At 64.2% G+C, this 20,614-nt stretch carries 20 protein-coding genes; 8 read left to right on the top strand and 12 right to left on the bottom strand.

Features of this window, described 5'->3' with window-relative positions; all coding sequences use genetic code 11:
* Nucleotides 1-3: 3 nt before the first annotated feature.
* Complete coding sequence (locus C2138_RS01630; protein ID WP_108515023.1) at nucleotides 4-927, bottom strand: DsbA family protein; 924 nt, start codon at nucleotides 925-927, stop codon at nucleotides 4-6.
* A 373-nt stretch (nucleotides 928-1,300) separates the two neighbouring features.
* Here C2138_RS01630 and C2138_RS01625 point away from each other — a divergent pair, with 373 nt between their 5' ends.
* Both C2138_RS01625 and C2138_RS01620 read left to right on the top strand, forming a co-directional pair.
* Complete coding sequence (locus tag C2138_RS01625; protein WP_108515021.1) at nucleotides 1,301-2,392, top strand: ABC transporter ATP-binding protein; 1,092 nt, start codon at nucleotides 1,301-1,303, stop codon at nucleotides 2,390-2,392.
* Between the two features lie 83 nt (nucleotides 2,393-2,475).
* On the top strand, nucleotides 2,476-3,759 hold the full coding sequence (locus C2138_RS01620) for a DUF4032 domain-containing protein (RefSeq protein WP_108515020.1): 1,284 nt from the start codon (nucleotides 2,476-2,478) through the stop codon (nucleotides 3,757-3,759).
* Between the two features lie 48 nt (nucleotides 3,760-3,807).
* Here the strand turns inward: C2138_RS01620 and rlmB are convergent, their stop codons facing one another.
* The 4 genes from rlmB to C2138_RS01600 all read right to left on the bottom strand — a co-directional run bounded on the left by rlmB (nucleotide 3,808) and on the right by C2138_RS01600 (nucleotide 8,079).
* A complete protein-coding gene (gene rlmB, locus C2138_RS01615) occupies nucleotides 3,808-4,824 on the bottom strand; it encodes a 23S rRNA (guanosine(2251)-2'-O)-methyltransferase RlmB (protein ID WP_108515018.1) in 1,017 nt (338 codons plus the stop codon).
* Nucleotides 4,825-4,846: 22 nt separating this feature from the next.
* Complete coding sequence (gene cysS / locus C2138_RS01610) at nucleotides 4,847-6,268, bottom strand: cysteine--tRNA ligase (RefSeq protein WP_108515016.1); 1,422 nt, start codon at nucleotides 6,266-6,268, stop codon at nucleotides 4,847-4,849.
* A gap of 30 nt (nucleotides 6,269-6,298) precedes the next feature.
* A complete protein-coding gene (ispD, locus tag C2138_RS01605) occupies nucleotides 6,299-7,486 on the bottom strand; it encodes a 2-C-methyl-D-erythritol 4-phosphate cytidylyltransferase (protein ID WP_108515014.1) in 1,188 nt (395 codons plus the stop codon).
* 110 nt (nucleotides 7,487-7,596) lie between these two features.
* A complete protein-coding gene (locus C2138_RS01600) occupies nucleotides 7,597-8,079 on the bottom strand; it encodes a CarD family transcriptional regulator (RefSeq protein ID WP_108515012.1) in 483 nt (160 codons plus the stop codon).
* Between the two features lie 163 nt (nucleotides 8,080-8,242).
* Here C2138_RS01600 and C2138_RS01595 point away from each other — a divergent pair, with 163 nt between their 5' ends.
* Nucleotides 8,243-8,704, top strand: coding sequence for a hypothetical protein (locus C2138_RS01595; RefSeq protein WP_108515010.1), 462 nt, complete (start codon nucleotides 8,243-8,245; stop codon nucleotides 8,702-8,704).
* 88 nt (nucleotides 8,705-8,792) lie between these two features.
* Here the strand turns inward: C2138_RS01595 and C2138_RS01590 are convergent, their stop codons facing one another.
* Both C2138_RS01590 and C2138_RS01585 read right to left on the bottom strand, forming a co-directional pair.
* Nucleotides 8,793-9,488, bottom strand: coding sequence for a response regulator transcription factor (locus C2138_RS01590; RefSeq protein WP_108515008.1), 696 nt, complete (start codon nucleotides 9,486-9,488; stop codon nucleotides 8,793-8,795).
* Nucleotides 9,485-10,735: a sensor histidine kinase gene (locus C2138_RS01585; protein ID WP_108515006.1), complete on the bottom strand. Its 1,251-nt coding sequence runs from the start codon at nucleotides 10,733-10,735 to the stop codon at nucleotides 9,485-9,487. The genes C2138_RS01590 and C2138_RS01585 overlap by 4 nt, the downstream gene beginning before the upstream one ends.
* A 177-nt stretch (nucleotides 10,736-10,912) precedes the next feature.
* Between C2138_RS01585 and phoU the strand changes: the two genes are divergently transcribed.
* On the top strand, nucleotides 10,913-11,566 hold the full coding sequence (gene phoU / locus C2138_RS01580) for a phosphate signaling complex protein PhoU (protein ID WP_108515004.1): 654 nt from the start codon (nucleotides 10,913-10,915) through the stop codon (nucleotides 11,564-11,566).
* An 85-nt stretch (nucleotides 11,567-11,651) separates the two neighbouring features.
* Here phoU and C2138_RS01575 read toward each other — a convergent pair whose 3' ends face one another.
* The 5 genes from C2138_RS01575 to C2138_RS01555 form a co-directional block, all read right to left on the bottom strand.
* Entirely contained in the window at nucleotides 11,652-12,395 is a 744-nt protein-coding gene (locus C2138_RS01575; protein WP_108515002.1) for a phosphoglyceromutase, read from the bottom strand.
* 64 nt (nucleotides 12,396-12,459) lie between these two features.
* Nucleotides 12,460-13,572: an FUSC family protein gene (locus C2138_RS01570; RefSeq protein WP_108515000.1), complete on the bottom strand. Its 1,113-nt coding sequence runs from the start codon at nucleotides 13,570-13,572 to the stop codon at nucleotides 12,460-12,462.
* Nucleotides 13,569-14,720 carry a CAF17-like 4Fe-4S cluster assembly/insertion protein YgfZ gene (gene ygfZ, locus C2138_RS01565; RefSeq protein ID WP_108514998.1) on the bottom strand — a complete coding sequence of 384 codons (1,152 nt, stop codon included), beginning with the start codon at nucleotides 14,718-14,720 and terminating at the stop codon, nucleotides 13,569-13,571. The genes C2138_RS01570 and ygfZ overlap by 4 nt, the downstream gene beginning before the upstream one ends.
* Nucleotides 14,710-15,390: a nitrobindin family protein gene (locus tag C2138_RS01560; RefSeq protein ID WP_108514996.1), complete on the bottom strand. Its 681-nt coding sequence runs from the start codon at nucleotides 15,388-15,390 to the stop codon at nucleotides 14,710-14,712. The genes ygfZ and C2138_RS01560 overlap by 11 nt, the downstream gene beginning before the upstream one ends.
* Nucleotides 15,391-15,552: 162 nt before the next feature.
* Complete coding sequence (locus C2138_RS01555; protein WP_108514994.1) at nucleotides 15,553-15,846, bottom strand: hypothetical protein; 294 nt, start codon at nucleotides 15,844-15,846, stop codon at nucleotides 15,553-15,555.
* Nucleotides 15,847-15,945: 99 nt separating this feature from the next.
* Here C2138_RS01555 and C2138_RS01550 point away from each other — a divergent pair, with 99 nt between their 5' ends.
* Genes C2138_RS01550 through C2138_RS01535 form a run of 4 tightly spaced genes read left to right on the top strand, consistent with a single transcriptional unit; the run spans nucleotide 15,946 to nucleotide 20,603 of the window.
* Nucleotides 15,946-16,614, top strand: a complete 669-nt coding sequence (locus C2138_RS01550) for a response regulator transcription factor (protein ID WP_108514992.1) — start codon at nucleotides 15,946-15,948, stop codon at nucleotides 16,612-16,614.
* On the top strand, nucleotides 16,604-17,425 hold the full coding sequence (mshD, locus tag C2138_RS01545; RefSeq protein ID WP_108514990.1) for a mycothiol synthase: 822 nt from the start codon (nucleotides 16,604-16,606) through the stop codon (nucleotides 17,423-17,425). Before C2138_RS01550 ends, mshD begins: the two co-directional genes overlap by 11 nt.
* A gap of 50 nt (nucleotides 17,426-17,475) precedes the next feature.
* Entirely contained in the window at nucleotides 17,476-19,656 is a 2,181-nt protein-coding gene (locus tag C2138_RS01540; RefSeq protein WP_108514988.1) for an RNA degradosome polyphosphate kinase, read from the top strand.
* Nucleotides 19,653-20,603, top strand: coding sequence for an NUDIX hydrolase (locus C2138_RS01535; protein ID WP_108514986.1), 951 nt, complete (start codon nucleotides 19,653-19,655; stop codon nucleotides 20,601-20,603). Before C2138_RS01540 ends, C2138_RS01535 begins: the two co-directional genes overlap by 4 nt.
* Nucleotides 20,604-20,614: the final 11 nt, after the last annotated feature.

The raw sequence follows: 20,614 nt of genomic DNA, 5'->3' as shown, positions 1-20,614 counted from the left end.
CTCCTAGGCGGCCGGGCTCGGGCTGGGGCTCGGCGACGGGGTCGACTTCTGCTCGTCGGTGAAGGCGTTGCCGCTCTGGGTGCTCACGAACTTGGCAAATTCTGCCGGGTCGTTGATCGATCCGGTGTACGCGGTGCCGTTGACGATCACGGTCGGGGTTTTTTCTACCCGCTCGATATCGGCGTTGGGCAGCGGCCCCTCGAACGCGCGAGCTGTCGCCGCGTTTACCCACTTCTTGAACCGAACGTCATCGATGCAGGTTTCGACGGATCCGAGCTGTGCGACTCCAGCCTCTTTTGCGAGGGCCTTGAGCTCGTCGTTATCGAGGCCGGTCGTGCCCTCTGCCGGCTGGTTCTCAAAGAGCAGGGAGTTGTAGGCGAAGAACGAATCGGGCGAGTAGTTGGCCACACACGCGGCGGCGTTAGCCGCCCGGGTCGAATACTGCGAGTTCAGCGAAGCGCGGTCGAGGATCGAGACGGGATGGATTTCAAGCGTTGCGGCGCCGGAATCGACCCACGTGGCGATCTGATCGTTGTTGGCCTCTTCGAATGCACCGCACGCCGGGCAGAAGTAGTCAAGGTAGATGCGAATGTCCACGACATCCGAATCTTCGGTCGGCTCAGAGGCGACGGGGCTCTCCCCCGGCTGCAGCGCCGCAGTGGGCTCGGCCACAAAACCGGCGCCGATGCGGATGCCGTCGCTGAGCATGTTCGCGGGCCCGGGATAGGTCTTGGGAATGGAGGAGACGACGACCATGACCACAACGGCGATGGCAGCAAGGATGCCGAGAATGATTCCGCCCTGCAGAAGGTAGCGGTTGCGGCGCTCCTTCTTCTTCTGCTCGAGGCGCGCCTGCTGTGCCTTCTCACGCGCCGCGGCACGCTTCTCGTTCTTCGTAGGCTGTGCGCCCGAACGATCGTTTGTCATGAAACCTCATTCATCGCTATCAAACACCGAGCAAAATGTCTCGCCCAAATGCGACCCCCCATGCGCCTAGCCGACGCCGCGCCCCGATCACAGGCGCGGTAAGCCGCGGCGTTTGATCTGTCAGGCACCTTCGATGCTAGACATCGTGTCTGGGAGTTGGCCAAACCGACGCTGAATAAGCATATGCGTCGCGCCATGCCTCCCCTCCCCCCAAAACAGGCACGCCCCGAGCCGCTGCACATACCCGTCCTAGGCGCCACGCCCTCGCGGTGGCATAATGAGGGCGTCTGTCTGGCCTCGGTCTGGCGGCACACAACATCCATTCACTACGGATCGTCCGGCACGTACCTGCCGGTGAAGGAGATATACAGTCATGGCTACTGTCACGTTTGACAAGGCAACCCGTCTCTACCCGGGTTCCACCCGGCCCGCCGTCGACCAGATCGACCTCGAAGTCGCTGATGGCGAATTCCTCGTTCTCGTCGGCCCCTCCGGCTGTGGCAAGTCCACGACTCTCCGCATGCTCGCCGGCCTCGAAGAGGTCAACGACGGCCGCATTTTCATCGGCGACCGCGACGTCACCGATGTTCCTCCCAAGGACCGCGACATCGCCATGGTGTTTCAGAACTATGCGCTCTACCCGCACATGACGGTGGCAGAAAACATGGGCTTCGCGCTCAAGATCGCTGGCATCGGCAAGGAAGAGCGGGCGAAGCGCGTGCTCGAAGCGGCCAAGCTCCTCGACCTTGAGCCGTATCTGGCCCGCAAGCCGAAGGCACTCTCGGGCGGTCAGCGTCAGCGTGTGGCGATGGGCCGCGCAATCGTGCGCAGCCCCCAGGTCTTTCTCATGGACGAGCCGCTGTCGAACCTCGACGCCAAGCTGCGCGTGCAGACCCGCACGCAGATCGCCTCGCTGACCCGCCGTCTCGGCGTCACCACCGTCTACGTGACCCACGACCAGACCGAGGCGCTCACGATGGGTGACCGCATCGCGGTGCTCAAGGATGGCGTTCTGCAGCAGGTCGGCACCCCGCGCGAGCTGTATGCGGAGCCCAAGAATGTGTTCGTCGCCGGCTTCATCGGCTCCCCCGCCATGAACCTCTTCGACGCCGACGTTGTCGATGGCGGTCTCAAGTTCGGCACGGCAGTCGCACCCGTTGACCGCGACACCCTGGCTGGCGCAGCATCCAAGGTGACGATCGGCGTTCGCCCCGAAGACGTTCGCGTGTCGAACACGGGTGAGGGTCTGCCCGTCGAGGTCGACATCGTCGAGGAACTCGGCGCCGACGGCTACCTCTATGGCCACACCGAAATCGATGGCAACCGCGTCGACATCGTCGCCCGCGTCGATGGCCGCTCGCACCCGAACTCGGGTGACCGGGTGTTCATCCTGCCGTCGCCCGACCACATCCACGTCTTCAACACGGAATCCGGCGAGCGCCTCAGCGCCCCCATCACCGTCTAGAAAGCCGAACCCGTTCGAGCCTGTCTGCCCCGTCTCACCCGGGTCTGACAGGCTCGAACTCGTCTCAGATCGGATGGACGTCGATAATGGCATCCCTCAGCATCACCTCCGCAACGGTTGACTCCGCGCTGCTCGACCTGCCCTGGTCGCTCCCCCTCGACGTGTGGCCCGACGATGTGATCGCTGCGCTGCCCAAGGGCATCTCGCGCCACTTGGTGCGGTTTGCCCACCTCAGCGGTTTTGTGATCGCCATCAAGGAGACGTCTCCCGAGCTGGCGCAGCAGGAATACGACATGTTGCGCGCCTTGCAGCGCCTCGACATCCCGTGCGTCGACCCTCTCGCGGTGATTACCAACCGCACGGACGACGACGGCAACCCTCTCGACGCTGCCCTCGTAACCCGGCACCTCAAGTTCTCGCTCCCCTATCGGGCCCTCTATTCGCAGACCCTGCGCCCCGAGACAGCAACCCGTCTCGTCGATGCCTTGGCTGTGCTCCTCGTGCGGCTCCACATCATCGGCTTCTTCTGGGGCGACGTCTCGCTCTCGAACACGCTGTTCCGTCGAGACGCTGGCGCCTTCGCGGCCTATCTGGTGGATGCCGAGACCGGCAAGATCTACAACGGCCTCTCCGACGGCCAGCGAGAGAACGATCTCGAGATTGCCCGCGTGAACATCGCTGGCGAGCTATTCGACCTGGCTGCGGGCGGGCGGCTCGACGAAAATGTCGACCCCCTCGAAGTGAGCAACCGCATCGTCGCTTCCTATCGCAGCCTGTGGACGGAGCTCACGGGAGCAGAATCCTTCGACTCGTCGGAGCGATGGCGCATCGCGGAACGCGTCGAGCGGCTCAACTCTCTCGGCTTCGACATCGAAGAGCTCGCGATCAAGACCGACGACACGGGCACGAGGGTGGGCATCCAGCCCAAAGTTGTCGATGCTGGTCACCACCAGCGACGGCTGTTGCGGCTAACCGGTCTCGACACAGGCGAGAACCAGGCACGCCGCCTTCTCAACGACCTCGACTCGTATGCCGCCAGCTATGCCAGGCCGGATGCCGATGAGGAGATGGTCGCGCACGAATGGCTCACGAGTGTGTTCGAGCCGGTGGTGCGCGCTATCCCGCGGGAGCTCAAGGGCAAGCTCGAGCCTGCGGAAGTGTTCCATCAGCTGCTGGACCACCGGTGGTACTTGTCTCAGGATGCCGGGCGCGACATCCCGCTCGCCGAGGCCGTGACGTCCTACATCGACACTGTGCTGCGGCACCGCCGCGACGAGGCCACAATGTTTGATCCCGTCACGGGTGCCATCACCGTGCCAATTCAGATCATCCCCGACCAGGACATCGACTGGCGCGACCGCGTCTAGTGCCCGGCGATCGTGATGATCGCCGGGCTCCCCACATCTGCTGTGGTGTTACTTGCGCTTCTTGCCCTGCGCCCGCAGCTTTGAGATCTCATACAGGGTCACGGATGCGGCGATGCCGGCATTGAGCGACTCCGTTGCGGCGTTGATCGGAATCGACACAACTGCGTCACACGTCTCGGTAACCAGGCGCGAAAGGCCCTTGCCTTCGCTGCCGACGACAATGACGAGCGGCTCGTTGGCCCACGAGAGCCCTGGCAGCTCAACGTCGCCTCCGCCATCAAGACCGAGCACAAAGACGCCGCGCTCCTTGAGCGCCTTGAGCGTCTGGGTCAGGTTGGATGCCATTGCCACGGGAGTGCGGGCCGCGGCACCGGCCGAGGTCTTCCACGCCGAGGCGGTGACGCCGACGGAACGACGCTGCGGAACAATGACGCCCTGGCCGCCGAACGCCGCGACCGAACGGATGATTGCACCCAGGTTGCGGGGGTCGGTGATGCCATCGAGCGCCACCAGAAGCGGCGTCTGACCGCGGGCGACGATCTTGTCGAACAGCTCGATGGGGTGCTCGTAGTTGTACGGAGGCACCTTCAGCGCAACACCCTGGTGCACCGAGTCGAAGCCGCCGAGCCGGTCGAGCTCGGGGCGCATCACCTCAAGCACCGGCAGGCCACGCTTGGTGGCTAGACCCATGATCTCCTTGACGCGGTCGTCGTACTCGATGCGCGTCGCGATGTAGAGGGCGGTCGCCGGGATCTTGGCGCGCAGTGCCTCGAGCACCGAGTTGCGGCCGGTCACGACCTCGATATCGTCGTTCTGCTTGGGGCGCGACTGCTGACGGGGGCGCGGAGCATCCGTCGATGCCGGGCGACCGCCACCACGCTTTTCGGCGAGACGGTTTTGGGCAATCTTGCGCTTACCAGCGGGGTGGTACGGGCGATCCTCGGCCTTGGGGGTGGGCTTCTTGCCTTCGAGGGCCTGACGGCCCTGTCCGCCTGAGCCGACCTGGGGACCCTTGCGCGTCTTACGGACCGCTCCGGCCCGGGGCTTGTTGCCGCTGTTCTTCATGGGTTTTTCCCTACATCAGTGTTTATGGCTGGCCCGCGAGGGACCAGTGCGGACCACTCGGGGTGTCCTCGATCTGGATGCCCGCCGCGGCGAGTTCGTCGCGAAGGCGGTCGGCCTCGGCAAAGTCTCGTCCCTCACGGGCAGCTGTGCGATCGGCGAGCAGTCGCTCGACGAGGGCCGAGAGCGCTGCGAGTGCGGGCTCATTTGCCGCAGTCTGCCACTCTACGGCCAGTGGGTTGATTCCGAGCACATCGGTCATCGCGATAACAGCGCCCGCAGCTCGCGCGCCGGCGACGAGATCTTCTGAATCGAAGGCCGCGTTGCCCGCCCGCACGGTCTCGTGCAGCACGCCGAGGGCCTGCGGCACAGAGAGATCGTCGTCCATTGCTTCGGCAAAAGCATCGGGGATGTCCTGCACAATCTCCGAGACATAGCGAGTGGATGCGAGGCGCCGATGCGCGCGAGTGAGGAACACCTCAATGCGTTCAAGCGCCGCCTCTGCCTCGACGAGCACGCCATCGTGGTAGTCCATGGTCGACCGGTAGTGGGCAGAACCGAGGTAGTAACGAACGACCAGCGGGCTCGCCATCGAGAGCAACTCGCTCGCAAAGATCGAGTTGCCGAGCGACTTGGACATCTTCTGGCCGTTCACGTTTACCAGGCCGTTGTGTACCCAGTACCGCGCGAATCCGTCTCCTGCCGCAGCGGACTGAGCCAGCTCGTTCTCGTGGTGGGGAAACCGCAGGTCGAGCCCGCCACCGTGAATGTCGAAGGTGGGGCCGAGGTAGCGCGACGACATCGCCGAGCACTCGATGTGCCAGCCGGGCCGGCCGTCACCCCACGGGGATGGCCAGCTCGCCGAGGCGGGTTCGCCCGACTTGTGGCCCTTCCATAAGGCAAAGTCGCGGGGGTCGCGCTTGCCGCGCGGGTCGGCATCCGCGGCCGGGGCCATGTCATCGAGCGACTGGCGAGTCAGCTCGCCATAGGTCGCCCATGACGTGGTGCTGAAGTAGACGTCGCCGGAATCATCGCTCGCCGCGTAGGCGTGGCCTCGGTCGATGAGGCGCTGGATGATCTCTTGCATCTGCCCAATGCTCGCGGTGGCGCGGGGCTCATATGTGGGCGGCAGAACGCCGAGCGCGTTGTAGCCTGCCGTGAATTCGAGCTCGAACCGGTAGGCAAGCGCCCACCACTCCTCTGCCTCGCTCGCGTTGGCGAGGATCTTGTCGTCAATGTCGGTGACGTTGCGCACGAGGGTCACGTCGAGGCCTCGCCAGGTGAGCCAACGGCGCCACTGGTCGTACACGAGCGCCGAGCGCAGGTGCCCGATATGCGGCGACGACTGCACCGTGGGGCCACAGACGTAGAGCCCGACTTTTCCCGGTTCGAGGGGAACAAAGTCGACCAACTCCTGGGCACGGGAGTCGTAGAGGCGCACGGTCATACACCCCAGCTTATTCGAGGCAGGCTGCGGCTACCCGACCGACTGCACGAGAGCGGTCGCTATGGCGGTGACGCCTTCTCCCCTGCCCGCGAACCCCAGGCCGTCTGATGTTGTCGCCGAGACGCTCACGGGCGCCCCGATCAGCTGCGATAACCGCTGCTCGATTTCGGTCCGACGGCTCGCAAGCTTGGGCCGGTTGGCAATGATTTGCACGGCAACGTTGGAGATAGCAAAGCCCGATCCGGTCACGAGCGTCACAGTCTCGGCGATGAAGACGTCACCGTGAGCCCCCGCGAAACGATCATCAGCGGTGCCAAAGCGCCCGCCGATGTCTCCGAGCCCCGCTGCCGAGAGCAGCGCATCGCACACAGCGTGGCTCAGCGCGTCACCGTCGCTGTGCCCGGCGAGTCCGGGCTGGCCTGGCCAATAGATGCCACCGAGCCAGAGCGGGCTGTCGTCGTCGAACGCGTGAACATCCACGCCGATGCCGGTGCGCAATACGGGAACGGATGCTGCTGCGGGCTGCGCAGAGTCGTCGATGTAGCTTTCTGCCCGGCGCAGATCCCACACGGTCGTGACCTTGAAGGCACGCTGGTCACCGTCCACCGTGATGACCGGATGTCCTGCTGCGGCAAACAGGGACGCGTCGTCGGTGTGTTCCTCCGCAGCGGCGAAGTAGGCAGAAACCAGCTCTGCGCGAGGGAATCCCTGGGGCGTCTGTGCTGCGGCGAGTCGTGATCGGTCGAGAGTGCCCACCACTGCCCGCGCATCGTCGACCTCTTTGATGGTGTCGGCGATGGGCAGAACCGGCAGAACACCCGACGCGCTCTCCCGCACGGCGGCGACGACCGAGTCGAATAGCGACGCAGGAGTCAACGCGCGGGCGGCATCGTGGACCAGAACCTCATCGACAGAATCGAGGAGCACTCCCAGCCCGGCCCGAACAGATTCCTGCCGCGTTGCCCCTCCCGCCACGACGTTCAGGTACTCGCTCGCAACTCCGGCGACACTCCTGGCCAGAGCTTCTGCCTGCTCCACGTTATCTGCGGGGGCGACGACAACGACCTGGGCGGGCTCGCTCATCGCAAATACCGAGCCGAGCGCCCGTTCCAAGAGGGTCTGCCCGGCGAGCTGCACCAAAGCCTTCGGCATTCCCAATCCCAGGCGGGTTCCGCTTCCTGCGGCAACGACTATCACGGCGGTGCGAGGTTCAAGCATGTCTACGAGCGTACCTCCGCATCAGGCCGCCCCGGTGACGCGAAAAGCCCCGGACCGCTAAGCGATCCGGGGCCGAACTCGTGGGGCTGATGCCCTGTGTGCGTGAAGCCTTAGGAGGCTAGAACGTCGTCGAGCATGCCAGAGGCCTTCTCTTCGTCGGTCTTCTCTGCGAGCGCCAGCTCAGACACCAAAATCTGACGTGCCTTCGCGAGCATTCGCTTCTCACCTGCGGACAGTCCGCGGTCCTGGTCGCGGCGCCACAGGTCGCGAACGACCTCAGACACCTTGATGACATCGCCGGAGGCGAGCTTCTCAAGGTTGGCCTTGTAGCGGCGTGACCAGTTAGTGGGCTCCTCGGTGAAAGGAGCACGAAGAACCTCGAACACCTTGTCGAGGCCCTCTTGGCCGATGACATCGCGAACACCGACCAGGTCGACGTTGTCAGCGGGGACCTCAATGGTCAGATCGCCCTGAGTCACGTTGAGCTTGAGGTAGAGTTTTTCCTCGCCCTTGATGATTCTTTTCTTGACCTCAATGATGGTTGCAGCACCGTGGTGCGGGTAAACGACGGTTTCGCCGACCTCGAATAGCATGGGTTAAGCTCCATTCCGTGACCACCAGTTTATCACAGGGGGCCTGAATCCGGCCTGCCTCCATGGGATGGCACTTCCGCTGCGTAGGATAAACTCACAGAGTCTTGCCGCGAGCGATGATTTCGCGGCCCTGTCACCCCGTCTCGTCACCTGGAGGGTTCCCGTGAGAGCTCGCATCGTCGCTTCCGTCGCACTGTCGGCGGCCATCACTCTTCTCGTGGCAGGCTGCGGTTTCATTACCCCTCAAGCCACGACCGACGACTACGACGCGAGCGACGGCACCAACGCCACGATCGGCGACGTCAAGGTTCTCAACGCCATCGTCGTGAGCGACAACGGCGTCGACGGCAACCTCGTCACGAGCGTCGCCAACAACGGTAGCGAGCGCGTGACCGTCACCTTCCAGTTCGAGAGCACCGAGGGCAAGTCCGACTCCAAGGTGACCGTTGCCGCCGGGCAGATCAAGAAGCTCGGCGTCGACGAGGTGTTCTTGCTTGAGGGCATCAACTCCGAGCCAGGCTCCCTCATGCCAATCTTTGTTCAGTACGGCTCCGAGACGGGCAAGCAGGTTCTCGTGCCCGTGCTCGACAGCTCACTGCCCGAGTACGCGGACCTGGTTCCGTAACCCACAATCACCACAATGCCCGGCCGAGGTTCTCCTCCGCCGGGCATTGTTGCGTTCGGATGCTCCAATCCCCTTGCAGGGGCCGCCCCTACGCTGCGGCATCCTCAAATCGGTAGCCGAGACCCCGCACCGTTACGAGCAGTTCGGGCGCTGACGGAACCTTCTCGATCTTGGAACGAATGCGCTTGATATGCACGTCGAGCGTCTTGGTGTCGCCAAAGTAATCGGCGCCCCACACTCGGTCGATGAGCTGCCCTCTGGTCAGCACACGACCGGCGTTGCGCATCAGAACCTCGAGCAACTCGAACTCTTTGAGCGGCATGGGCACGGGAGATCCCGCGACCTCGACGACGTGCCTGTCAACATCCATCTTCACGGGCCCGACTTCGACGATCGCGGGGTCGAACGGTTGCTCCACAGTTTCGACCCGACGGCGCAGCACGGCGCGCATCCTCGCGAGCAATTCGCGCGTTGAATATGGCTTAGTCACGTAGTCATCGGCACCGAGTTCAAGGCCAACCACGATGTCGAGCTCGGTGTCTTTTGCCGTGAGCATGACGATCGGCACGGTCGACGTCATGCGAATGCGGCGGCACACCTCGGTGCCCGAAATCCCGGGAATCATGAGGTCGAGCAGAATGAGGTCAATGCCGCCCGCATCAAAGGCCGCGAGGGCGGAGGGGCCGTCTTCGGCGATCGTGACCTCGTAGCCCTCTCGCTTGAGCAGAAACTCGAGGGGCTCGCTGAGAGAACGCTCGTCTTCGACGAGGAGAAGGCGGGTCACGTGGGTTCCTTTACATCGCCGTCAACGTGCCCTGAAGCACCGGCCTCCAGGGCGGGACGAGAGGGAGCTTCGAGCGCGGGCACCCCGTTTGCCGCAGCAGACTCCGACATCGAAGCGAGGGTCGCAGAGGAGGCCTCTGGTAGCCGGATGGTGAACGTTGAACCGCGCCCCACCTGAGACCACACCCGCACGTCGCCACCGTGGTTCTGCACGACATGCTTGACGATGCTGAGCCCGAGCCCAGTGCCGCCCGTGTTACGAGCGCGGGCGGGGTCGACCCGATAGAAACGCTCAAACACCCTCTCCAGGTCTTCTTCTGCGATGCCGGCACCCTGGTCCGTAACCGAGATCTCCACGATGCCGTCGCTGTTGGTCACACCCACACCGATGCGGGAGCGCTCGGGCGAATACTGCACCGCATTGGTGATGAGGTTCTGCAGGGCGGCAACGAGGATGGGCTCGTCGCCATACACCTGAGCGCCACTGTCTCCGCCGCTCACGATGGAGATGCCGAGCTTGTCGGCGGCAACGCGGTTGTGGTCGATCGCCGCGGCAACCACGTCGTCAATCTCCACGAGCTCTGGCTTGGCCAGAGCATCCGCCGCCTGAAGCCTCGACAGTTCGATGATTTCTTTCGTGATGCGGGCGAGCCGGTCTGACTCTTTCGTGAGCCGTTTGGCGAAGCGGCGCACCTGCTCCGGGTCATCAGAGGCAGCCTGCAGGGCATCCGCCAGGAGACCTACGGCGCCGATAGGGGTCTTGAGCTCATGGCTGATGTTGGCAACGAAGTCGCGGCGCACCTCGTCGAGGCGGTACGCCTCAGTGCGATCCTCCGCGAGAAGCAGAACAAAACGGGAGCCGATGCGGGCGATGCGCACGAACAAGAAGACGTTGGCATCGCCGAACGGGCCACGCGCAAGCCGGACTTCTTCTGACAGCGGCTCCCCGCTGCGGCGAACCTTATCGACGAGCTCCACGAGTTCTGGGTGGACGAGCGACTGATTCCACACGAGCCCGAAGGCCAAAGCGCCAGGCGATGCCTTGACGACATTGTTGGAAGGGTCGAGAACGACACCGGCCGATTCGAGGGCATCGAGCACTTGCTCGACACCATCTGGCACGCCTCCGCGAACGACCATGGCCGCACGCTCGCCTCGTCGGGCGGCATGGTGGACGAGGCTGACCAGCGCAACTCCGACGGCTACGCCGAAGACCAACGCCAAGGCAACCAGCACGCTGGGTTCCATAACCACTAGATTAGTTACATCTCGAGCCCGTCCGATCAGGGACGCTGCAGGTTCGGCGCTACAGGCCGTGGTGTTCATCAAAAGATCACCGGCCGTTAACCTCAGCGGGTCAGGATGGCCGAGGTCTGCCGCCCAAGCGGGGTGAGCCGAGCTGTGAAGGAATTGAGGAACAAGTCGATGCGCGAAGTATTTCAGCAGGAACTCCAGGAAGTTCAAGAACGTCTCGTCGAGATCGCAACCCTGGTTGCCACGTCGATCGAGAACGCCACGAGTGCCTTCAACGAGTCGAATGTTGCCCTGGCCGAGCGCGTCATTGCCGACGACACCAAGATCGACGAGCTCACCGTGAGCCTCGACGAGCTGGCCATCAACATCCTCGCCCGGCAGCAGCCCGTTGCCCGCGACCTGCGCATTGTCGTGAGCGCCCTCCGCATCTCGGCCTCTCTCGAGCGCATGGGCGACATGAGCGAGCACATCGCCCAGCTCGCGCGGTACCGGTTCCCCGAAAAGGTCGTGCCCAAGTCGCTTCGGCCGACCTTCGCCGATATGGGCCGACTCGACGTGGATATGGCCCGCAAGCTTGCAGAGCTCCTGCGCACCGAGGATGTTCGCCTCGCCGAAGAAATCCGCAATGACGACGACAAGGTCGACGCTTTGCACCTCAGCGTTTTCGACACGGTTCTCGGCGAGAAGTGGAAGGGCGGCGCAGAGGACACCGTCGACGCGACGCTCGCCTCGCGCTACCACGAGCGCTTTGCCGACCACGCCGTCTCGATCGCCAAGAAGGTTCAGTACTTGGCCACGGGCGACTGGATCCCCACAGAAGACTAGGTCTGCTCGCCCACGGGCGAAACGACACAGGCCCCGCATCCGATTTCTCGGTGCGGGGCCTGTGTCGTTGTTGCTGGCGATTCGCCTACTTCTTGCCCTGGGCCGCAACTGCGGCGGCGCCTGCTGCGGCCGCCTCGGGGTCAAGGTACTGCCCAGGAGTCACGGGCATAAAGTCGTCGCCCAGCTCGTAGACGAGCGGGATTCCGGTGGGGATGTTGACGCCGGCGATGTCGGCATCCGAAATGTTGTCGAGGTGCTTGACCAGTGCCCGCAGCGAGTTGCCGTGGGCGGTGACCAGCACGGTGCGGCCGGCGGCGAGGTCCTTGGTGATGTCGGATTCCCAGTAGGGCAGCATCCGCTCGATCACGTCTTTGAGGCATTCGGTGCGGGGCACGTCGTTGCCGAGATCGGCGTAGCGAGGGTCACCCACCTGCGAGAACTCGCTGTCGTCGGCGAGCACGGGCGGCGGAGTGTCGAAGCTGCGGCGCCAGGTCATGAACTGCTCTTCGCCATACTTGGCCAACGTCTCGGCCTTGTCGAGACCCTGCAGGGCACCATAGTGGCGCTCATTGAGGCGCCATGAACGCTTGACGTCGATCCAGTCGCGGTCGGCCGTCTCGAGAGCCAGGTTGGCGGTGTGGATGGCTCGCTTGAGACGCGACGTGTAGAGCACGTCGGGCTGCAGCCCGGAGGCGGCGATGAGCTCGCCAGCCCGGCGGCCCTCGGCCCGACCCTCCTCCGTGAGGTCGACATCGACCCACCCGGTGAAGAGATTCTTCTCGTTCCAGTCGCTGCGGCCATGGCGGAGGAGGATGAGCGTGTAGGTCATGCGGCCAGTTTAGCGACGAGAGATGCTGGCAGCGGAGATGTGGTCGAAGCCTGCGGTCGGCGCGTTACGCAGGCGGAAGAAGAGCGCGGGCTTCGGCAGCGGGCATGCCGGTTGCCACCAGCAGGTCCACGAGCAGGGGCCGCAGCAGGTGCACAACAATCGATGTGTTGAAGGCCGCTCCCGGCAGGGTGACGGCCGGATCGAGCAGCGGCATGATCGCCGCGAACTGGGCACGCGCATCGGTCGCCAACTCGGGCTTGCGCAGGCTTTGCCCCAGCGTGTCGATGCCGGCGCGGATGCTCTCGAATAGCTCGGCGAGCACAGGACGCTGTTGCCCGTCCCGCACAAGAAAACTGATGCGACGCGTGATTACACGCAGGTGGCGTGCCGCCAGATCGAGACCGCCGAGCACCTGCGCTTGATGGCGCAGAGCACCAAGATGCCGTCTGAGAAAGGGAGAGATACGGGCGATCGCGAGCGCCGAGTCGAGAGACTCGTTCCACGCGTCGAGGTGTTTTTGCGTGCGCCTCAGACGTTCGAGGGCGAGACTCGCCGCCGGCTCGTGGGCCTCTCGCAGCGCCGCGGCCACAGAATCGAGCGACTCCAACAGTGCCGAGACCATGCGGCGGGCATCCCGATCGGCGATGCGCCTCGGGTCGCGGGGAATCAATGCCGTCACGGTGAGCGCAACAGCCCCCGCAACGACGGCGTCGATGCTGCGCAGGAACACCCCGCCCTCCGGCGGAGGCATGAGAAGCACAAGCATGGACTGAACCGCTGCGGCAATCGCGAACGGCACGCTCGGCGAGACCAGCCGAGACACCAGCAGCGTTATGCCGAGCACGACGGCCAGTTGCCACCAGCCCACGCCAATCACGATCAGAGCGATCTCGCTGAGCACAATGCCCAGGGTTATTCCCACGGCCGAATCGAGCACGCGACGCGGCCTCGCATCCCGGGAGAAGCCCAGGATGGAGATCGTCACGGTGACGGCAATTGCGGGAGAGGAGTGCCCGAGCAGATCGTGCGAGATGAAATAGGCGATGGTGGCGGCAACGACGATCTGCACCGTTGCGGGAAGCGACTCCCTGACCCGATCGAGGGCAGCCCTGGCATCAAGCCGCCGATTGAGCTTTCTCTCTAGCCGTGCCGAGGCATCGCGGCGTGCTGCGCTCACGCCCCGGGACGGCTCGGCCGGGTGGTAGCACCCAATCGCGGCAGCCTCGGCGCCGCCACAGTCGCCCCGGCACTGGCCGGAACAATCACCTCTTGCGCCGCCGCAACGGGCCCATCGGAAGTCTGCACCGTGAGAGTCGCCGTCGAGTCGAGAGTGCGTTTGACCACAGCAAGAGCGATGGAGCCCAGCTCGTGGTGCCGCACAGCCGAAGTCACCGCTCCAACGGCACGGTCGCCGAGCACGACCTCGTCTCCGGGCTGCGGCAGGATCGAGTCGGAACCGTCGAGGTGAAGCATCACGAGGCGGCGGGGCGGATGCCCGAGGTTGTGCACCTTGGCCACCGTCTCTTGGCCTCGATAGCAGCCTTTGTTCAGGTGAACCGCGGAGCGCATCCAATCGAGCTCATGCGGAATCGAGCGCTCGTCGACCTCGCGGGCGAAGCGAGGGCGCCACGCGGCCACGCGGAGCGCTTCGAGTGCGAGCACACCGGCCGCAGGAGCGTCAGACTCGGCGAGCGCCGACCGCTCGACAAGAACCTCGCGATAGGCGAACTCCGCGCCGGGATGCTCGCCCTGCGCATATTGCCACCCGCCAGCAACCACGTCGGGCCATGGGTCGCTCCACACGAGCGGAACGCCGTGCGGGCTGGCGATGGGCACCATTCCGGCGAGGGTTGCTGCGTCGGCGAAGCTGCCGAGTGTTGCGAAGTCACTGGTGCGGTCACGGACCTCGACCCGCATCATGAAGCGCATGCGGTCGAGCCAGGCCGCAAGCGATGCGGCTTCGGACCCCTCGACGAGAAGCCAGAGAGAAACGCCATCGTCGAGCACCCGCATGTCGTGCTCGATGCGCCCGTTGGGGTCGAGAATGAGGGCCTCGGCCGACTCTGCGGGGGCGAGCCTGGCCAGGGACTGCGTGCTCATGGAGTCGAGCCACGACAGCCGATCGGCTCCCTCGATCTCGATGACCCCGTGGTGGGAGAGATCGACAACGGCCGAGCCTGCAGCAAGCTGCCGTTGCTCTCGGACGGGGTCTCCGTAGTGGGCGGCGACTCCGGCATCCGGGCCGTCGGATTCCACGGCACCCGAGCGAGCCAGCCACGGAGACGCGTAGACCGCCGCGTCTTTCACCGGGTTCTCACTGGACACGGGCGAGCCTTGCCGACGCGTGCGAGGTCAGCGGCTGGCCGAGGGCGACGATGTCCCACGCCCACAGCAGGTGGTCATCGACGAGCCCGTAGAGGCGCGTCGATGCCGTGTGTTCTTTGGCATTAGCGCTGCGAACGACGGCGTCGGTGACGAGGTCGATGCGGGGGCCGACCACCTGACCGAGGTAGAGCTCGCTCACACCGCTGGGATGAAGGATCGACACCTCGATGTCGAATCCGCCTGCGGCGTTGCGCAGCGTCTCGACGGCGTTGACGTTGGTGAACGGTGCGGGGCCGACTCCCGGGAGCATGCCGGGGCCGGGGTCCGCATCGGTGCGCGGACGAGAGAGGCGCCAGAAGCCGGTCTCGGCGGCGAAGATCTGGGGTTCTGCGGGCTCGGATGCCGCGTCGGCATCCGCGCTGCCATCCGCGCTGGCCGCAGTACTGCCGTCGGAGGCGGCATCGGCGCCGGATGGCTCGAGCAGCCAGGCCGTAGAGCTGTAGTTGAGAAACGGCGTGCCGTCGTGGCTGAAGCTCACGCGCTGACCGAACTCATACTCGCGGGCTTGCCCGTCGACGGGATAGGAGATGACCCCGGTGCCCTCCCAGACTCCGATGAGCCACGAGAGCGGCACCAACTCGGAGGGAAGCGAAGAATCGATTTCGATCATGTGAGGCAGCTCCCTGCCGGTGAGAGTGCGGGCAGCGGTTTAGCGCTGACCGCGAAAAAGGTTATAGAGCACGACGGCGGCAACCCCACCGATGGCCAGAACGGCGAGGACGAGGAGTCCGACGAAGAAGAGTTCCAGTGCGAGCATGCCTGAATTCTACCCTCACGCAGACGGTACGACGACGGCAACCACTGTCGCTATCGCCAGAATGGCGACGGCCCCGCCAACGCTCACAGAAAGACGGTTCACAAAACCCACCTTGCTGTCGAGGGAGAGCTGTAGGCAGAACGACAAAATAAGGCACACGGCCAGCACAATCGGATACCACTGCATGCGAGCATCTGACTGGGCAAAGAGGGAGACGAGAACCGCCCCCAGCGCCGAAACAACCCACACGATGCCGATCGTGATTGTGGCGCTCCGAAGAGAAGGAGCGACGGGTTCAGAAACGGTCATTTACTCATCCTGCCCCATTCACCACACGCCAACCTGCCAGTGCGAAAAGTGATAGGCCGTCGTCTAGATAGACTTGCGACACAATTTTGGGAGGCACCCTTGGCGCAGCTGTTGATTTTGACTCCGGCCGTCGACAGCGAAGTCCTGCCCGCATTGGGGTTGCTGAGCCACCGCGTCAAGCATCTGCCGGCCACGCCATCGCAACTCGTGAACCCACCAAGCTGCGATCTCATGCTTGTGGATGCCCGCAAAGATCTGGCCAGCGCCAAAGCGCTCTGCAAGATTCTGGCGAATACGGGCACTCAGGTTCCCGTCGTTCTCATCGTCACTGAGGGCGGCCTTGCTGCGGTAAACCCGGAGTGGGGCATCGACGATGTCGTGCTCGTTGATGCAGGACCCGCCGAGGTCGACACCCGCATCCGCCTTGCCGTCGGCCGCAAGGCAACAGAACAGACCAGCACCAAGATCAGCGCATCCGGAGTCGTGATCGACGAGGCCAGCTATTCGGCCAAGGTTCAGGGGCGCCCACTCGACCTCACCTACAAGGAGTTCGAGCTCCTGCGCTTTCTCGCCTCCCACCCCTCGCGGGTGTTCACTAGAGAACAGCTGTTGAGCGAAGTCTGGGGCTACGACTACTTCGGCGGCACGCGCACCGTCGACGTGCACGTGCGACGCCTGAGGGCCAAGCTCGGAGACCTCGAATCGCTCATCGGCACCGTGCGCAACGTCGGTTACCGCTTCACAGGGCACGACGGCGATGAGCGCTAATACCCCCGAGTGGCTGAACAGGCTCATCTCCCGCGCAACGGCGACGGATGGGCAGCCGCCGTTCTCAGACCAAAGCCTCGTGGAGCTGCGTGACGGCCGACGCGAACTTCTCTCTATCGACGAAACCGCCGCCGCCGTTCTCCTCAGGGGCGACCCCGGGGAGGCCGAGCTGGTCGTCGACCCCGGCGCTCGAGGCAACGGCCTAGGCGAGCAGATGCTCAGCCGCGTGCTCACGGAGTCCCCGTCGATTCTTATCTGGGCGCACGGCGATCATCCCGCGGCGCGCTCCCTCGCCGCCCGGCACGAGCTCACCGCCGTGCGCACCCTCCTGCAACTGCGTGCCCCGGTTCAGGGTGACCTGAACGCCGCTGGGGCGCTCGACGGCTTCACGCCTTTTCGCCCGGGGCACGACGACGCCGCATGGCTCGACATCAACGCTCGCGCGTTCGCCCACCACCCCGAACAGGGTTCCCTCACGCAGGTGGACCTCGACGCCCGCATGGCCGAACCCTGGTTCAACGCCGATGACTTTTTGCTACTGCGTGACGAAGACGGCCAGGTGATCGCGTTCTGCTGGCTCAAGGTCGACGGCGACATCGGAGAGTTCTATGTGGTCGGAGTCGACCCTCGTCAACAGGGTTCGGGGCTGGGCCGGCGTCTCGTCGCGGCAGGGCTCGCCCACCTGGCCGCCAGCGGCATCCGCACGGCAAGCCTTTACGTGGACGCGGATAACGTCCCCGCCGTTCGTCTCTACCGCTCCTACGGTTTCGCCGACCACACGGTCGATGTGCAGTACGCAACACGCCGCTAGCGTCACAGTTCGATAACCCGCAGTTCACGGTGTGGTGCAAGTATTGAGCGATGGATGCCGATATCACCATCGACGACACTGGCCTCATCACCGAAAGCCTCGATGATGACGACTACGAGTCTGCGTGGGTTGATGACGGCACGCTGCCGGGCAACCGCTACCTCGACCGAGAGCTGAGCTGGCTCGCCTTCAATACCCGCGTGCTCGAACTGGCAGAAGACCCGCAACTGCCGCTGCTTGAGCGCGTTAACTTTCTCGCGATCTTCGCCAGCAACCTCGACGAGTTCTTTATGGTGCGAGTCGCCGGGCTCAAACGGCGCATCGCAACAGGCATCGCCGTTCCCACCAACATCGGCAGGTCGCCCGCCGAGGTGCTCAGCAGCATCAGCGCCAGAGCGCACGAGCTGCAGGATCGGCATGCGCTCGCGTTTCGGGAGCTGGTAAAGCCTGCTCTCGACGACGCTGGCATCCACATAGAAACGTGGGCAGACCTCGGCCAAGACGACCGTGACCGCATCGACGAGGTTTTTACCCATCAGATCTTTCCTGTGCTCATGCCGCTCGCGGTCGACCCCGCACATCCGTTCCCCTACATCTCCGGGCTATCACTCAACCTGTCGGTGCGCGTTCGCAACCCCAAGACCGGCAAAGTGCAGTTCGCTCGCATCAAGGTGCCGAGCATTTTGCCCCGCTTCGTCAAGCTGCCCGACGACGAGCGCGGGCTGCTGCGGTTCATTCCCCTCGAAGACCTCATCTCCAACCACCTCGGCGAACTATTTCCGGGAATGGAGATTCTTGACCATCACGAGTTTCGGGTCACCCGCAATGAAGATGTCGAAATCGACGAAGACGAATCAGAGAACCTCATCCAGAGCCTCGAACGGGAGCTGCTGCGGCGCCGATTCGGCCCACCCATCCGGCTCGAGATCACCGAGGACATGGATGATCGCACCCTTAATCTGCTCATCCGTGAGCTGGGTGTCACCGAGCAGGAGGTGTACCGGCTTCCTGCTCCGCTCGACCTGGGCGGCCTCTTCGAGGTGTTCAAGATCGACCGGCCATCGCTCAAATACCGCAAGCATCTGCCCACAACGAGCACGGCTCTCCTGCCGGCGGAACCGGGCGGCGAATCCAACATCTTCGCCTCGATCAAGCGGCGGGATGTTCTGGTGCATCACCCCTACGAATCGTTCGGCACGAGCGTGCAAGCGTTTCTCGAACAGGCCGCGGCAGACCCTTCGGTTCTCGCCATCAAGCAGACGCTGTATCGAACATCCGGCGACAGCCCCATCGTGGAGGCCCTGATCGACGCGGCCCAGGCGGGCAAGGCCGTGCTCGCCCTCGTGGAGATCAAAGCGCGCTTCGACGAGCAAGCCAACATCACGTGGGCCCGCAAGCTCGAAAAAGCGGGGGTGCACGTGGTTTATGGCCTTGTCGGGCTCAAGACGCACTGCAAGCTCGCACTCGTGGTTCGGCAGGAGAGCGACGGCAGCCTCACCAACTACAGCCATGTCGGCACCGGCAATTACAACCCCAAGACGAGCCGGGTATACGAGGATCTCGGCCTGTTTACGGCCGACCCAGTTGTGGGCAACGACCTCACTCGGCTGTTCAACGAACTCTCGGGGTATGCCATCGAAAAGAAGTTCAAGCGCCTGCTCGTGGCTCCCCTTCATTTGCGAAAGGGCCTAATCAAGCGCATCAAGAATGAGACCGCCGCTGCCCTCGCTGGACGGCCAAGCGGCATCCGCATCAAGCTCAACTCGATCGTGGACGAACAAGTCATCGACGCCCTCTATCGTGCGAGTCAAGCCGGGGTAAGCGTTGACCTCGTCGTGCGCGGCATCTGCGGCCTCAAGCCCGGCGTCCCCGGCCTCAGCGACAACATTCGGGTTCGCTCCATCCTGGGGCGCTACCTCGAGCACTCGCGCATATTCCGATTCGAAAACGGCGGCGAACCGCTCACCTATATCGGCAGTGCAGACATGATGCACCGCAATCTCGACCGCAGAGTGGAGGCTCTCGTGCGCCTGACCGACCCGGAACACCTAAGCAGAATCGATAACATCTTCGACCTTGCTATGGCGGATTCGACATCGTCGTGGTGGCTCGAGCCCGATGGGGAATGGACACGACACCACCTCGCAGACGATGGCACACCGCTGCCGGACATGCAGAATGTGACGATGCAGATAATCAGCGCCCGTCGCAGGCCGGTGGCAGCCCGATGAGCACATCCAGCCCGGCGTCCCCCGTTCTCGCCGCCGGCGCGGTGTGCTGGCGAGTACTCGACGGCAAGATTCGTGTGCTCGTCATTCATCGCGACCGGCACGGCGACATTTCGCTGCCCAAGGGCAAGGTCGACCCCGGCGAGAGCCTGCCCCAGACGGCGGCCCGCGAGATCGAAGAAGAAACGGGGCTCGACATCGCACTCGGTGCGCCGCTCGGAACCACCGAATACACGCTGCCAGGAGGCCGCGACAAGATCGTGCACTACTGGGCGGCTGAGGTCGATGACGAGACCCACGAGGCGCACGTCTTTACCCCCAACGACGAGGTGGCCAAGCTTGAGTGGCTGTCGCTTGCCAAGGCACGCAAGGCTCTGACCTATTCGCACGACCGCGAGGTGCTCGACCGGTTCTCCGCTCGGGTGGACAACGACACCGCGCGCACATTCGCCGTGATCGCGCTACGCCACGGCAAGGCCATCTCCTCCCACGATTTCGACGGGTCAGACGCCGAGCGCACTCTGCTGCGCCAGGGAGAGAAGCAGGCGGCGTCTGCGGCATCCGCAATCGCCGCGTTCGGCCCTCAGAAGCTCATCAGCAGCACTGCGGTGCGGTGCGTCGCCACTGTCAAGCCCCTCGCCAAGCTCACTGGCCTCAAGATCAAAGAGACCGACAGAATCAGCCAGGACGCATGGGAGGACGGCACCGCCGATGTGCAGGCGGTGATCGCCAAGCGGTTGCGCAAACGAAAGACCGCAGTGCTGTGCAGCCACGGACCCGTGTTGCCTGAGATCGTCGCGGAGATCGCCCGCCAGACCAACACCCCCGTCGACAGTGCGGTGAGGGGCGCGGCGATGCTCGAAACCGGCGGGTTTGCCGTGATTCATCTCTCGGCGGAGCGACCAGAAGCCGGGATCGTAGCGATCGAAGTCCACTCCCCCGGAGTCTGATCGCGCCGTTC

Source organism: Salinibacterium hongtaonis, from assembly GCF_003065485.1.
Lineage (GTDB): Bacteria > Actinomycetota > Actinomycetes > Actinomycetales > Microbacteriaceae > Homoserinimonas > Homoserinimonas hongtaonis.
The sequence above is the reverse complement of the archived record's forward strand: the minus strand, read 5'-3'. Positions and strand labels throughout refer to the sequence as shown.